General features: G+C 35.9%; 12 protein-coding genes and 1 tRNA gene. 5 read left to right on the plus strand and 8 right to left on the minus strand.

Annotated features, from left to right (window positions below; all coding sequences use genetic code 11):
• Positions 1–2: 2 nt before the first annotated feature.
• The 7 genes from ACFILZ_RS00245 to ACFILZ_RS00275 all read right to left on the minus strand — a co-directional run bounded on the left by ACFILZ_RS00245 (position 3) and on the right by ACFILZ_RS00275 (position 8406).
• Positions 3–518: a YaiI/YqxD family protein gene (locus ACFILZ_RS00245; RefSeq protein ID WP_375606049.1), complete on the minus strand. Its 516-nt coding sequence runs from the start codon at positions 516–518 to the stop codon at positions 3–5.
• Positions 515–1366 (minus strand): YihY/virulence factor BrkB family protein, encoded by an 852-nt coding sequence (locus ACFILZ_RS00250; protein WP_375609958.1) that lies wholly within the window; start codon positions 1364–1366, stop codon positions 515–517. Before ACFILZ_RS00250 ends, ACFILZ_RS00245 begins: the two co-directional genes overlap by 4 nt.
• 409 nt (positions 1367–1775) lie before the next feature.
• Positions 1776–2705 (minus strand): prephenate/arogenate dehydrogenase family protein, encoded by a 930-nt coding sequence (locus ACFILZ_RS00255; protein WP_375606051.1) that lies wholly within the window; start codon positions 2703–2705, stop codon positions 1776–1778.
• Positions 2706–4636: 1931 nt separating this feature from the next.
• Complete coding sequence (holA, locus tag ACFILZ_RS00260; protein WP_375609959.1) at positions 4637–5677, minus strand: DNA polymerase III subunit delta; 1041 nt, start codon at positions 5675–5677, stop codon at positions 4637–4639.
• A 4-nt stretch (positions 5678–5681) separates the two neighbouring features.
• On the minus strand, positions 5682–6476 hold the full coding sequence (locus ACFILZ_RS00265) for an ABC transporter ATP-binding protein (RefSeq protein WP_375609960.1): 795 nt from the start codon (positions 6474–6476) through the stop codon (positions 5682–5684).
• The gene (locus ACFILZ_RS00270; protein WP_375609961.1) at positions 6469–7365 is read right to left on the minus strand and encodes an ABC transporter permease; all 897 of its coding nucleotides are present in this window, start codon (positions 7363–7365) and stop codon (positions 6469–6471) included. The genes ACFILZ_RS00265 and ACFILZ_RS00270 overlap by 8 nt, the downstream gene beginning before the upstream one ends.
• 63 nt (positions 7366–7428) lie before the next feature.
• The gene (locus ACFILZ_RS00275; RefSeq protein ID WP_375609962.1) at positions 7429–8406 is read right to left on the minus strand and encodes an ABC transporter substrate-binding protein; all 978 of its coding nucleotides are present in this window, start codon (positions 8404–8406) and stop codon (positions 7429–7431) included.
• A gap of 186 nt (positions 8407–8592) precedes the next feature.
• Here ACFILZ_RS00275 and ACFILZ_RS00280 point away from each other — a divergent pair.
• From ACFILZ_RS00280 to ACFILZ_RS00290, 3 genes are all read left to right on the plus strand, one after another.
• Positions 8593–8667, plus strand: a tRNA-Gly gene (locus ACFILZ_RS00280).
• 276 nt (positions 8668–8943) lie between these two features.
• Positions 8944–9252 (plus strand): hypothetical protein, encoded by a 309-nt coding sequence (locus ACFILZ_RS00285; RefSeq protein ID WP_375606056.1) that lies wholly within the window; start codon positions 8944–8946, stop codon positions 9250–9252.
• 23 nt (positions 9253–9275) lie between these two features.
• Complete coding sequence (locus ACFILZ_RS00290; RefSeq protein WP_375609963.1) at positions 9276–9752, plus strand: GNAT family N-acetyltransferase; 477 nt, start codon at positions 9276–9278, stop codon at positions 9750–9752.
• Positions 9753–11634: 1882 nt separating this feature from the next.
• Here the strand turns inward: ACFILZ_RS00290 and thiD are convergent.
• Positions 11635–12489 (minus strand): bifunctional hydroxymethylpyrimidine kinase/phosphomethylpyrimidine kinase, encoded by an 855-nt coding sequence (gene thiD, locus ACFILZ_RS00295; protein WP_375609964.1) that lies wholly within the window; start codon positions 12487–12489, stop codon positions 11635–11637.
• A gap of 129 nt (positions 12490–12618) precedes the next feature.
• Between thiD and ACFILZ_RS00300 the strand changes: the two genes are divergently transcribed.
• Together ACFILZ_RS00300 and ACFILZ_RS00305 are read left to right on the plus strand one after the other, a co-directional pair.
• Complete coding sequence (locus ACFILZ_RS00300; RefSeq protein WP_375606059.1) at positions 12619–13425, plus strand: lysophospholipid acyltransferase family protein; 807 nt, start codon at positions 12619–12621, stop codon at positions 13423–13425.
• Positions 13426–14117: 692 nt separating this feature from the next.
• The gene (locus ACFILZ_RS00305) at positions 14118–15215 is read left to right on the plus strand and encodes a D-alanyl-D-alanine carboxypeptidase family protein (protein ID WP_375609965.1); all 1098 of its coding nucleotides are present in this window, start codon (positions 14118–14120) and stop codon (positions 15213–15215) included.
• Positions 15216–15331: the final 116 nt, after the last annotated feature.

Genomic DNA, 15331 nt, shown 5'->3' on the forward strand with positions numbered 1-15331 from the left:
CTTTAATAACCGCGTCTTTTTAAACGTTGTATAACAAGATCCAGTGCTGACAAAAAAGCAGAACGGTCTTTACGAGAAAAAGGACGGGGACCACCTATTATACTGCCCTGTCCACGCAAATCTTCCATCAAATTGCGCATCGCCAAAGCCTGACCAATTGAATTTACATCAAAAATACGCCCCGTTGGCGAAAGACAAAAACCCCCAGCTTGCACAACCCTTGCTGCTAAAGGAATATCACTGGTAATAACGATACTCGCCTCATGCACATGTTCTACGATCCAATCATCAGCACCATTGAATTCACCAGCAACGACTACTCTCTCAATGAGCGCTTCATCTGGAAGGAACAAAGAACGATTTGCCACAACAAATGTCTTAAGCTGATAACGATTCATCACACGATAAACTTCATCTTTTACGGGACAAGCATCCGCATCAACCAACAAAGTAATGGCAAGTTTTATTCCTCTATCTATCTTTTGATTTTCGTACGATCTACTGTTTTTTTCATTCATCGAAGAGAGCGCCAATAGTTACGATAAAACATTATTGCGGCGTTTATTTCACCTCCCAAAATAAAAATTGCGCTTAAGATGTAAAGAAAAATAATGGCAACCATAATAGATGCTGACCCCGCATAGGTTGAAATATAATCAAACATCGTCAAATATTGTGCAAAAGCAAGAGAAGCCATAAACCATACAAACATTGTCACCACGATTCCTGGTAAAATATCTATAAATTTCCGCTGTCCTGCTGGAAGCCATTTATGAACAATCAAAAGACTGATAAACAAAATAACGACTGCAACTGTATAACGCCATAAACGAATAACACCAATGTATTCAGTCATAAAAAAAGAATGATTTTGCATAATTTTGGTCAGCAAAGGCGCCAGAATCAATAAAAAGCTAATCACAACAAGACCAAAAGCTCCAAGGATTACAAAAAACAGACTTTGAAAACGACAAAACAACAAACTCCGTCGATCAGTAACACGGTAAGCTTTATTTAAAGCCGTACGCAAAGCCTCTATCCCATTAGAAGCAAAATAAGCCGCTCCAATGACAGAAAGCGTCAACACACCTCCTCGATGAATGGTTAAAACATTGACAATTTCCTGAGATAAAGGCTCTGCAATAACATCAGGCAATAACTGCACCAGTGCTTTAATTTTTTGCGGTGTATAGGTAAAAGCACCTAGAAAACGAGCAAAAGATGTTCCAAAAATAAAAAAAGGGAAAAATGCTAAAAGCCCCGATAGCGCAACATGGCTTGCAAAAGCACTCCCATTATCACGCCAATAATGACTTACTGCGTCACCAAAAATACGATAGCTATACCAAAAGATATTTTTTAACAAAACTCAATACTTTCTGGTAAAACTCTTCCTCAGTCTATTTCAAGTTTTATAAAAATCATCAAAACTCTGCAAATAAACATTTTGCAATGTTGCAATATAAAGGTCAATAATCAATACGGTCAAGCCCGACTTTATACCAAAACAAAAACAATAACCCACTCTATGAAGTTCTACAACGACTTCATTTTTTTGTTACTTCTACAGATCAGTAACCTCTTCTGTACATCACATGCCCTATAGAGAACTAAGCAAGATGATCGTGCACACATAAAACCTTTTGAAGTCATGGTTATCTGTATCGAAGCAATCGCCACTCTTTTTTATTGCAATCTATGACTGAATAAAGAAAAAACTTCTTATCGATTTCTAGAAAAAACCAACGAAATTCAACAACCCCCCTTGCTTTTATTCACCCTTTTTTAGAAACACTCTGACGTCCAAAATCAGGAGCATCAATTTCCTGTCCGGCATCAATAATATTGCGACGTACAGCACGCGTACGCGTAAAAAAATTAAACAGTGTTTCACCATCCCCTAAACGAATTGCCTGTTCTAAAAAAGCAAGCCCTTCACTAAAACGACCCAACATTTCTAAAATAGCATCTTTATTATGCAAACAAATATCCCGCCACATAACGGGATCAGAAGAGGCCAAACGCGTAAAATCACGAAAACCAGAAGCAGAATAAGCAATCACTTCTGAATTTGTTACTTTTTCTAAATCACTCGCTGTCCCAACAGTATTATACGCAATTAAATGTGGTAAATGCGAAACAATAGCCAAAACAAGATCATGATGCTTAGGCTCCATCTTTTTGACACGCGCACCACAAGCTTCCCAAAACGCTGTTAATTGTGCGACAGCAGCAACATCGCTATCTGCAAAAGGCGTTAAAATACACCAGCGATTGATAAACAAATCAGCAAAACCAGCGTCTGGACCTGAATATTCCGTTCCAGCAATAGGATGCCCTGGAATAAAATGAACCGTTTTGGGCAATAAAGGTGCCATTTCTGTAATAACCAATTCTTTTGTAGAACCAACATCACTTACAATCGCCCCAAGTTTTAAATGATCACGAATGGTTTTTGCCACTTCTGCACTAGCCCCAACAGGAACAGAAAGAATAACCAAATCTGCTCCTTCAACAGCTTTTGCATTATCTGTCGTATAAAAGTCCCCAAGCTCCAATTCACGCGCTCTTTTCAGGGTTTCTGTACGACGTGTTGCAATAGAAATCTGAGCTGCAAGATTTTTCTTTTTAATCACTCTTGCTAAAGAAGACCCAATCAGACCGATCCCAATGAGTGCTATTTTTTCAAACTGAATATGGAGCATCTTTCACCTTCAAAGATTCTTTGCAAATGGCAATAAAGACAATCGTAAAATCACAATTTTCTTGTTTGTTTGTTCACGAGTTATGCGTAAAATATTAAAAAATGACAACTAGGAAATAAAGAATAACGCAATTTACCAATTATCATCTGCACAAGCTGACAACAGATCACTTTACCTAGAAAACACATAAAAAATAAATGACGAGAAATCTAACATCACGCTCTAAAGCTCCCTCTTAATTACTGATCAAAGCGCATCACCGAAACAAAATAAAATGCACTCTCAATTAGGATAACAACGACTCTACATAAAATCCCATCAGTTTACTTTATCTTACTAATTTACTCACAAAAAAACACATCAAAAGCGTAAGCAGACACTAACTCTTCTCCAATTATCCCGATACGTTCATTAATTTGTACATTAGACCTATATAAAAACGTATTACGCCTCCACCTACAACATCAACATAAGTTTCGCGAATATTGAAAACACCGTAAAACAACGCATACCAACAGATACCATTAAAAACATTTTCCTCTCCCGATTCCGGATACCATAAATCAAATAAATATGAGAAAAACACGCCCTCTCAATAAAGAAAAAGTTTGATAACAAAAACACCGAATATCCCTTTAATGGAATCACACCCCTCACGTAAAATAGAACGCCCTCAACAGAATAAATTTGGATTACAAATTCATGGGTTTGTTTTAAAAGGCATCTCGCTCCCTAGCCTATCTCACGACAGTGTTCATAAATGTTATAACTATAATCTATTAAGCACGACCCTCTTCACACTTAATAAAACACTATCATTATATTTTCCTACCCCCAATGTTGCAAAAAACCTTGGAATTTGAGAGCATTCATAAGAGGCATTTTTATTGCTTTTTTGTACAGTTTTTATCCACACGCCCCCACTTATGACGTGCAAAAGACATTGTTCTGATTGATTCAATATGAAAAATAATAAATTATTAATAATAAACAATGGCTAGTTCTGTTTATGAGACACATTCATTGCTAAGATTATCATCTCTGTATCAAACATAAAAGTTTCCCCATAGGTGCTGTCGTTTTCATCATAATCTATTTTGACTTTCTCCTCATCCCAAGAAAATTCTTAATTCATACCGATCTGCAAACAATTCATTTTCTTGTCTAAAAGATTCCTCTAGCTCACTATTTTATGTGATTCAATTAATCTATAATACATTGATTTATAAATATAATTATTGTTTTCAATTTAAATCATAACTTCGAATACTGTAAAATTTTTCCATCACAAACCCTCTTATCAATTAAAATCTCTTGTCTACACGTCACAAGAAGACATGTGAGCAAAATGATGAAAAACGCTCTCTAATGCTAAAAACTGTAGCAACATTAGAGGCTAGCAAAGTATATAATGAGTGTCGACTTGCACTTTTATTAAGCGTAAAGATAAAGTTGCTCTATGGGTTTTATATTCTTCACAAGGAACTTTACTTCTAAACCATTCATAAACACCGACGCGAAATAGATATGACGCGCATTGAAAAATATTTCTAAGAAAGCGTATGAATCTACCATACAAGTGTCTTCTTTTGTTTGAGACACTCTGTTTTACATGGGGGTGTTACTCCATTAAGACTCTATGAACCAACCTAATATTCACCACATCCCCACACAAAAAACACCGAATGCGTAAAATTTCACCTGAGCCTTATATTACTAACCTAAAGAACAGTGTTTTGCGGCACAATAAGATAATAAAACTGTATCAAGATTGTCTTTTGAAGGAAAGTTTTTATCAAACTTTCAAGCTCTTAAAACGCCTCCTCAAAAATAGCGTTCCTTTAACCTCTACCTGATAACGCAAAAGCTGTAATTGCTGAAAATGCTTCTGTATTGTATTTAAAATAAAAAATCATAATATTTTTAAAACACTAAGCGGCCATCTGGCGTCGTGCAATAATTGTAAGCCCTAACAAAACTTGACGAATGATAGCTTCAGCCAAAAGCGGATTTTTACGGCTGTCTAAAACAGCACTCTGAATTCTTTCCATCGCATAAGAAATTTGCTCTAACTTCCAATATTTTAAAGCTTGTTCAACGATCTTTTTCCGTTGAAAAAAAATAGGAGGACGTGCTTGAGAAACCACCGTAAAAGGCGATTTTCCTTCAATCTCTACCTGATAACGCAAGAGCTGTAATTGCTGAAAATGCCTCTGTGCTGTACTTAAAATAAAAAAAAGCGTCCCATGCAATGCTGCATGTCGGTTAAAATGCACTTCAAAGCCTGATATATCGCCCAATAAAAGAGCATCAATGACTTCATCTTGAGAAAGAACACTTACATCACTTACAACAGCTTTCACATCTTCAAGAGTAATATGAACATTTTCAGCGTAAAGACAAAGCTTCTCTAATTCACCGCGAGACACAAGACGATCCGCCCCTAAACTTTCATGCAACCATCTACGTGCATCCAAAGAAAGAGTCTTCTTAAACTGTCCTAAAACCTCATCAATTAAACTGTCAAGAGAACGCATATCATCAGCAAAACAAGGCAAAGCCATTGCCTTTGACGATGTTTCAACAACATTGCGCAACCCTGTTCCTTTTTTTAAATCTCCTGCCTCAATGAGAATAAAACAAGCTTCTGGTGGCTTCTCAATTAAAAGCTTTAAAGCAGCAAGAAAACCTTTTTGGTTAGCCGCATTAGAGATCCATATCAAACGATCTCCCCCAAAAAGCGATAACGTACGCGCTTCATTTTCCAAACGTGCAGGATCTTTATCAATTTCACCAGCATCCAAACGAACTGTTGAAAATGGATCTTCTATTGCCACCCGTGTAAGCTTAGCAAAATGTTGTGCACGCTCACAAATCAGTCCACGATCCGTTCCATAAATGAGAACAATAGGAAAAGCACGTGAAAAACGCGTTAGAAATTGATCAACTTCATGTGCTTTTTTCTGAGCCACATTATTAACCTATTAACAGTTCATCATCATCAAGAACTTCCCCGCGAACTTTCTGAAACATGCCAATTAAATCATTGACATCCAAGCCCTTACGCTCTTCATGACAGACATCCAAAATCACTTTTCCACCATGCAACATCAAGGTACGATTGCCATAATCAAGAGCCTGACGCATAGAATGAGTCACCATGATAGTCGTTAATTTTTTCTCTTCAACGATTTTTTCAGTCAATCGCATCACAAAATCAGCCATTCCAGGATCAAGTGCTGAGGTATGTTCATCAAGCAATAAAACATCCGCATGTGCTAATGTTGCCATCACAAGACAAACTGCTTGGCGTTGCCCACCTGATAAACTATCCATAGGATTATGAATATATGCTTCAAGACCAATGCCTAATTGAGCAATTTTTTCTCGAAAAAGTTGCCGTTTTTCATGGTTTAAAGCTGAACGCAAACCACGACGACTTCCTCGAAGAGCAGCAAGAGCCAAATTTTCTTCAATTGTTAAAGAACCACAACTTCCCTCTAAGGAATCTTGAAAAACACAAGCAATCTTTCCCGCACGTTCACTGACTGATTGCCTAGAAACATTTTGTCCATTAATAACGACTCTTCCTGTCGAGGGAAGCGTTGCACCTGCCAAAACACTAAGCAAAGTGGATTTACCAGCACCATTTGAACCAATAACCGTAACAAAACTACCCTGCTCAATTTTGAGGTTAATATCAATTAAAGCCTGTTTTTCCAAAGGCGTTTGCGGTTTAAATGTGACCCCAACATGAAACAACTCAATCACGTTTACGCCTCCTCCAATAACGTGGCACAATAAGAGTTAAAACAACCAACAGCGAAGTAATCAACTGAAGATCTGTCGATGTATCAATGCCAATGCCATTTGCTTCAAATGCAAATTGCACCGCCACACGATAAAGCACAGACCCTACAATACAGCTGATTATAATCCAAAAAATATTGCGCGTACGAAAGAGAGTTTCACCGATAATCACGGCTGCCAATCCAAAAACAATTGTTCCAATTCCACCAGTAATATCTGTTGCGATGGCAGTTTGAATATAAAGAGAACCACCAAGAGCAACACACGCATTAGAAAGCCCCATACCAAAATAAATCAATGCTGATGTATGAACACCTTGCGCCGTCGCCATGCGTGGATTAGCGCCCATTGCACGCATAGCAAGACCAATTTCACTTTCCAAAAAGCGCCAAATCAAAAACGCCATAACTAGCAACACAATACCAACGAAAAGAGGACGCACAAAAATATCGGACAAACCAAACAGATTATAAAAGGGCGTTAACGCCGTATCAGCAAGTGCTAAATTAACATTAGACCCTCCCATAATTCCCATAATACGAAGATTAACTGTATAAAGTGCTGACATTGTTAAAATAGAAGCTAAAAGATTCAAAATGCCAAAACGCAAATTCAATAGAGCTGTTAATAAACCAGCCGCCATACCTGCACAAAAAGCGCAAGCCATAGCTGTCCACGCATTGAAACCTAAGAGAATCAAAACACCACAGACACAGGAACCAAGAAGAAACGAGCCATCAACCGTTAAATCAGGAAAATCTAAAACCCGAAATGAAAGATAAACCCCTATAGCAACAAACGCATAAATAAGGCCTAATTCCACAGCGCCAGAAAACGCAAATATATTCATGTAAAGACAATCCCCATGAAAACTTAACGTATTTTTATTGTATCAACACTCTATCAATAAAAGTTATTGAATCACTTTTGTTGCACGATCAATAACTGCCTGCGGAATAACAATCCCTGCTTTTTTAGCTGCTTTCAAATCAATTCGAATGTCATTATTAGCCGCCTGCACAACATCAATATCACCAGGCTTTTCACCCTTTAGAATACGTACAACCAATTTCCCAGCATCAACCCCTACATCATAGAAATTCACACCTTGCGTCATAAAAGGCCCGCGCCCGATAGTATTAGCATCAACAGTAAATACAGGCATATTGGCTTCCTCTGAGACCTTTATTGCACCTTCTAAAACAGATAAAATCGTATTATCAGCAGGAACAAAAATAATATCGACCTTACCGATTAAAGCGCGTGTTGCTGCCTGAACATCTGAAGGTTTTGGTGCCGATGAAGGAATGATTTCAATTCCTGCTTTTTTTGCTACATCCTTTAATACCTTAAGTGTCGAAACAGAATTTGCCTCAGAAGCATTATAAAGGTAACCAATTTTTTTCAAATCTGGTTTTACTTCTTGTAAAAGTCTAACACTTTCTGCAACATCTATACGATCCGAACTCCCTGTCATATTACCGCCAGGTTTGGTAAGCGAAGAAACGATTTTAGCTCCGATAGGATCAGAAATTGCTGCAAAGACGATAGGAATTGTTTTTGTTGCCGCAAGCATCGTTTGTGCTGAAGGCGTGGTAATTGCGACAATAACATCGGGTTTATCACCAACAAATTTACGTGCAATTTGCGTTGCTGTTGAAATATTACCCTGCGCTGATAAAAAGGTAAGGTGAAAATTTTCACCTTGCTTATAACCATTTGCTGCAAGCACATCTTCCACACCTTTACGAACAGCATCCGCAGCAGGATGGACCATAATTTGCGTTATTGCAACTTTAACGTGTTTAACTTGGTCATCGGCCTTTGCAACACTGTTCATCATAAAAACAGTTGCAATGATAATCCCTAATATATTTATTCTCTTCAACATTATACTCCACCCCTCTTCATGCAAAAATTAAAAAAGGAATAATTTATTACTGAAGAATTTTCTAAAATCAATCTTTATTTCATTTTATTTAAACATGGACAAAATAAATCAAACTAAAATGATATTTTTTTGTTGCAATTCGTAGAAGCCTACGCCATACAGACAAGACATATATCGAATCGGTAAGCGGGTGTAGCTCAGGGGTAGAGCACAACCTTGCCAAGGTTGGGGTCGTGGGTTCGAATCCCATCGCCCGCTCCATTGAATTTTGTATTTATTCGTTCTTGTGTGGAGTTATAGCTTGTCATCGGTTGTTGTAGCTGTATGTAGCTTGCCAGCAGGTTTTGTATATTTTTCCATTCGGTTTTGTATCAATTTATTTTTTTCAAAGTTTTTCTAAGATTCGTAATTTCTTATGAAACATCTATTGGATTGGGGGGCTTAGATTTAAGATAATAATTTTGAACTTAGACGGATTTTTTACAGCCACCATATAAAAGATTAATTAAAAATGATGAGCAATGATAAGAAAAACAAATGTTAAACAAATCAAAAATTGACTTATCATTAGAGAATAATTTTTGTTCAAAAGTATGTTTTTTACCAAAATTGTGCCCTAAAATAAAGATTGTTGATTTTCCAAATGGCGTGTCTTCTATTAATTCAACATTTGCTTCAGATACATTCAATATTATCTCTGCTAAAAATTTACAAAAAACTATACCTGTAGAGCAGGCAAAGTCTATTATCGATTCCTTTAATGCGCAGAAACTACCTTTAGCTTGGTGGGTTGACCTCATTCGTCTCATTATAAAGTTGATGAAGTTCTCTTATCTATTGGCTTAGAGCATGTTGAAACAGAGGTAGGAATGGCAGCTTTAGCGCAAGATATAGACTCACATGTTACTTCTATGCCGGATAACTTCAAAATCAAAGAAGTTGAATCCCTTCAAGATTTTAGAGATTACGGAAATGTTATGGCATCAGTATTCGAGCCTTTTGATGAAGAAGCGGTTATATTTTATGAAGCAATAGGCCATTATTATAAAAAAGACTCTGATGTAGAGATGTTCGTTGGTTATATAAATAATAATCCTGTAGCAATATGTTTTTGTATTAAAGCGGATGGGATTGGTGGAGTGTATGATATTGTCACCAAGCCGGATTTTCAGAAAAGAGGTATTGGGACATTCATGACAAAAATTGCTATTGAGCATTTAAAAAGAAGGAGATGTCATGTAATTGGTATGCAAGCCTCTCACGAGGGAATTAGCATTTATAAAAAATTTGGTTTTACAAACTTTGGTAAATTTAAAATTTATTCCAATAAACACGTAGTGGTTTAGCTATGAACTCTTTTTTTGCTCATCAATTAAAAAATTTATTATTTTCAACAAAACTCAAATATGATCAAGCAATCGATATAACCAAGGAAGCTTGACCAATCCCCTTTAATACTGATAGTGAAAAGCTAAAATCAGTTATTACAAACATAATTGTTTCAAATGACGCACTCAAATTTTCTTATTTTTTTAATTTGTCTTAAAAAGATATCTATCACAAATCTAAGTTGAACAAATGTAATTTTTTATATGATCGATAATCTACTGTATGTTACTGATAATTATGAAGAACTCGAAAGAAAACATTTAAAACGACAGTTGCATCATAGTTTGTTAGATGGTTAGTCTGTTAGTTAATTAATAGAAAAAATTTTTGCTTTATACAATAACCAAAGGAGCTTAAAAAAACTTTTAAAGGTCCTTTATATGTATTGTTTCTTTTTCTATATCACAGTTGATGATGAAAAATCTCTCACGCTAATTGTAATTATTTTCAAACGAAATAAACTGTTTTCACCTATTATTTAGAGTAAATTAAATTTTTGGGATTTCTGGCACATCATTTGATAATCCTCTTTCTTGAACAAATTCTTATCCAGAATAATCTTCAATACAAAAATAAATTAATAACTTGGTTTATAAAGATAATTTATCATTATTCATATTGAGCAAGCGTCTCAAATATCATAGGATTATCTCATTTCAAATCTCTATACATTAAAATCACTCACAATCATCTGCTCACACATAACAGGAAAAATTGAGGCATCAATAAAATTCACTTGAAGAAAGGAATAAAAACTCTTCTTCTGAACGCTCTGAAATACCAAAGACTATCGCAAAATTGGGAGCCCAAATAGTATAGGAGGTACCCCTTTCACCTTGAAAATGTAAAAATGGGAAGCATAATAGCTTTATACACTTCATAGAGGCTTTAGACCATTCACGAACGTTATTATAAAATGGATGTGACACACTTTGAGAGAAATCTCTTTAAAATAGACATGTGGATTAACAATATAAATGCATCCTATTTTACATGAGAAGCATAACTTCAAATCAAGATAAGGTAACATAAAGTATTGAAATCGTCATAGTGCACAACAAAATTAGACCATTTTAAATGTTTAATGGTAACATCTGCTAAACAACAGAATAAAAATTCAATTTTGAAAAGATTAAACCACACGCTACAGGTCTATTGAAACTCCGATTGTGCAATCGACTACCTTTTTGCTAAAATTTAATCACTATAAATATAAAAACCTTAAAGTCCGCTCTAAATTCGTAAAAATTTCTAGATCTTGCTGTATAAATGTTGAAACTCCTCATGGCTACTCATCTGAAACGCCAATAATTCCATAAAGCATCTCCATAAAAAAGGATAATGACGTTGTAATATCCGAAAAAAATTTACCATATCACCTGAAAGATCATTGATAATTCCATCAGGAAGTATCAATTTCTATTTAGAAAACCCTATCCGTGCCGACAAAAACTATGTAAATGTTAGATATATAATAATTTTGATGACGATTTTGGCTCATCCTGTTTTGCCACCAATATAAGAAACAGCAAATATAGTGGATCCGCCAGCTTTAATATCGCCTTGTAAAAGGTCTTTCCCTCTACACTTTTTGCTATCAAATCCTGATTTTACAATTCCTTGCTCTCTTTTTTATACTCAAAATTGCCTCTGAAACAGGATAGATTAATCGTAAAAAATATATAAAAGAAGCAAATTATAACATTTTTTCTTATCCTTCTTAATACAAAATAACTGTTAAGCTACAATGCGCTAACACTTATCAATCATAAGCCCAAAACATCATATAATGACGACACAAATTCATAGAATGAAGATTTTTCACAATCAACCGTTGTATTAATCTTTCCATAATGCATAAAAATGATGAAGCGGCCCTCGCCCTTTCCCTACTTTTAAAGCATCTGAAGCAGTTAAAGCGCCATGCAAATAATCTTTTGCTTGTTTAACAGCGCAATCCAAAGGTTGAGTAGGTAACAGAGCTGCAATGGCAGCAGAAATGGTACACCCTGTCCCATGATCATGAGTGGTTGAAAGACGAGAGGCTTCAAGTATAAAAAGGTTTTCACAATCACAATAAAGATCTGGACTAGAACAATCGTAATTTTCTGTACTATTTTTGGTAATCGTATTCAAATGTCCCCCTTTTAACAAAACTGCATGACACCCTAGCGCCAAGAGTCGTGGAGCATATTGATACATAGTCTCTAAAGACCATTGCACTTCACCTCCCAATAACAGTGCAGCTTCAGGCAAATTTGGCGTGATCAAAGTTGACATCGGCAAAAGAACATCACGCATAATTTCAATTGCATCAGACTTTAAAAGAACATCACCACTTTTTGCAACCATAACCGGATCAAAAACAATGAAACGCGCTTTATGATAAGCAAGACGTTCTGCAATAACCTGTGCAATCTGAGCATTTGCAACCATACCAATTTTAACGGCATCAACATGGATATCCTCAAAAACAGAATCAATTTGATCTGCAACAAAAGAAGCATCTAATGCCTGAAAAGAACGCACACCCTGAGTATTTTGTGCAACAACAGCTGTAACCACACTCATACCATAAGTTTTCATAGCTGAAAAAACCTTCAAATCCGCCTGCATTCCAGCGCCACCAGAAGGATCTGTTCCCGCAATAGATAAAATCCGTGGAATAAAAAGTTTATCTTTTTGTAATTCCATTAATCTCTTCCCTTCTGTTTTTAAATATCGGAAAATGAGTTACCGAAAAAATAGATGCTTGAAAAAACATAAAGAAGATGTTTTCTCATGTGAATTATATTATATATGAAGTCTTCTTATAGATATAAAATGGAAAATGTAGTGCTTATCCTTCGTTCTATTCTTTTTACGTTCGCTTTTTATACAACAACTTTCATACAAATGATTCTTTACGCTCCCGTTTATTTTTTAATGCCCCGCAAAAAGGCATGGATTGTCCCTAAAACATGGGCACGCGTTACACTCTTTTTGCAAAAATACATCGCAGGCACAAGTTATGAGATTGAAGGTTTAGAAAATCTTCCCAAAGGACCCTATATCATTGCTCCAAAGCATCAATCGGCTTGGGAAACTTTCAGTCTTGTTCCCTATTTTGATGATCCCACTCTCATTTTAAAACGTGAATTGATGTGGATTCCATTGTTTGGCTGGTATATGGCAAAAACACAAATTATCCCTATTAACCGTACAACCCCCATCAAAGCCTTAAAAATGGTTATACAAAAAGCAAAAGAGAAAGTAAAACAAGGGCGCCAAATCTTGATTTTTCCCGAAGGAACACGCCGACAACCCGGTCAAAAACCAGATTATAAGTCAGGAATTGTCGCGCTCTATAATGAATTAGGACTTCAAGTTGTTCCTATTGCACACAATGCGGGTTTATATTGGCCACGCAATAATTTTCGCCGCTATCCCGGAACAATTCGTGTCCGTATTCTTCCCCCGATAGAGGCAGGTTTAAGCAAACGTGATTTTCTAGATCAACTTGTCCAAAAAACTGAAAAAGCGTGTGATGAACTGCTTCTCTTAGCAGCTCAAGATCCTAGCCCTCCTCCTATGCCACCATACGCTGTTCAGAAACTTCAAAAACTAAATCATCATGAAACAATGCACTGATTGATAAGAATAATGTATCACTTTGTATATTGAGCGGAGTATAAGAAACAAAAATATAAGAAAGATACTTCAAACTTTCTAATTCAAAATTATAAAACACATGTACATGATAAGAAATAATCAATGTGTAAATTTTTTTGAAAAAGAATTCTTCCTCTCTTTAAAATCATTTAAATAACATACATCTCATTGACTTATAAGGATGTTTTAGCGTTATTCAACTTGAATGAGAACCCTGAATACCGTAAGATTCTCTCATTTCAAATCTATTCTAGGTTGAATCAATTAGAATCATTTTCTTACACATTACAAGCGGGGATATCTGTGTGAATAAAACGATACAAGAAAAGATTAAAATGCTTTTTACGAACAGTCTCAAGTGCCAAGGGCTATCCTAACAGGAGAGCAAGAAAAATGCATGATTATGCAGATTCATTCTTTTCTGAGAAATTCAATCCCTCCAAGAACATGAAATCTTGTACAATCTTCATTATTTAAAAAGTATTTCTTGAGATACTTAAGTCATCAAACCAAATTCAAGGGGAAAATAAAAATGAGTGTTGGTTTTTATCCCACAGACACAACGGATACAGCAATTAACCATCTTTCCTCCCTATCCTAGACTTAAAAGCTTTGTGTGCTACATTAAAACAATTCTAAATAACGAATAAGAGGGAACTAGATTTAAATTAATGCAACGTCTCTTCTATAATTTATTTTTTTCTGTGATTTTGAGTTTATCCAGCGCTGTCGCTCTAGCGCAGCCTTTTATTTCTGTTGATGTTACAACGAGGCGTATCTTAAAACATAATCAAGCTTTTGAGCGTTGGTATCCTGCTTCCTTGACAAAATTAATGACCGCTTATGTTATTTTTCGTGCCATGAGCCGAGGAGAAGTTTCACCAAACAAACATATCACCATCAGCGAATACGCCGCAAAAGCTCCCTCATATCGTTCAGGCTATAAAGCTGGTTCTGTACTCACACTTGATACAGCCTTAAGTATCACCATGGTTAAATCTACCAATGATTTAGCTATTGCCATGAGTGAAGCCATTGCAGGTTCACAGAAAGATTTTGTACGTAAAATGAATAGCGAAGCTAAACGTTTAGGCATGTTTGGCACCCATTTTGCAAACGCAAGTGGTTTACCAGACCCTCAAAACTACTCCACGGCACGCGATATTGCTCTTTTAGCCGTTCAAATACGTCGAGAATTTCCACAATATGCTCATTATTTTTCTATTCCAGCCATTGATTTTGGTAATAATCGAAAAATTCAGCATAACTCAAACAACCTCATTGGCCGTTTTTATGGGATAGACGGTATGAAAACAGGCTTTATCTGTGCCTCTGGTTTTAATCTTGTTGCCTCAGCCACCCGCAATAAACGTACAATTATTGCTGTCATTCTAGGTGCTAACAACATAAGCGAAAGAGAAGAAAAAGCTGCACAACTTCTTGAAATAGGATTTTTGCACCAAGGAAGCCCCCAATTAACACTAGCAACATTAAAACCTTATGGGAGCAACATAACACAAGCCAACAATATGAGACAACAAACATGCACACCTGAAGCCATAAAAATGCATGCAAATTCATATGATGATCAAGGAAATATTATTCTCACCTCACCTTTTATCACTGCTCCACCTTCTTTTTCTCATCCTTTATCAGTACACCTCATTCGTACGCCACAAGCACCTAAAATGACAGTAAAACCACTAAGAAAACCCTATATTCCGTATAAAAAGCACGCAAACCATTCTATAAAAAGCCATAAATCATAATCTACAATTAATTATAATACTTTGATTTATAATGATAATTAATTATTTTGTACCTTATGTCAGACCCACAAGTATTGTAAGATTCTCTCATTTCAAATCTGTATTTGTTGAATCAA

Source organism: Bartonella sp. AP40SXNS, assembly GCF_042195825.1.
Classification (GTDB): Bacteria; Pseudomonadota; Alphaproteobacteria; order Rhizobiales; family Rhizobiaceae; genus Bartonella.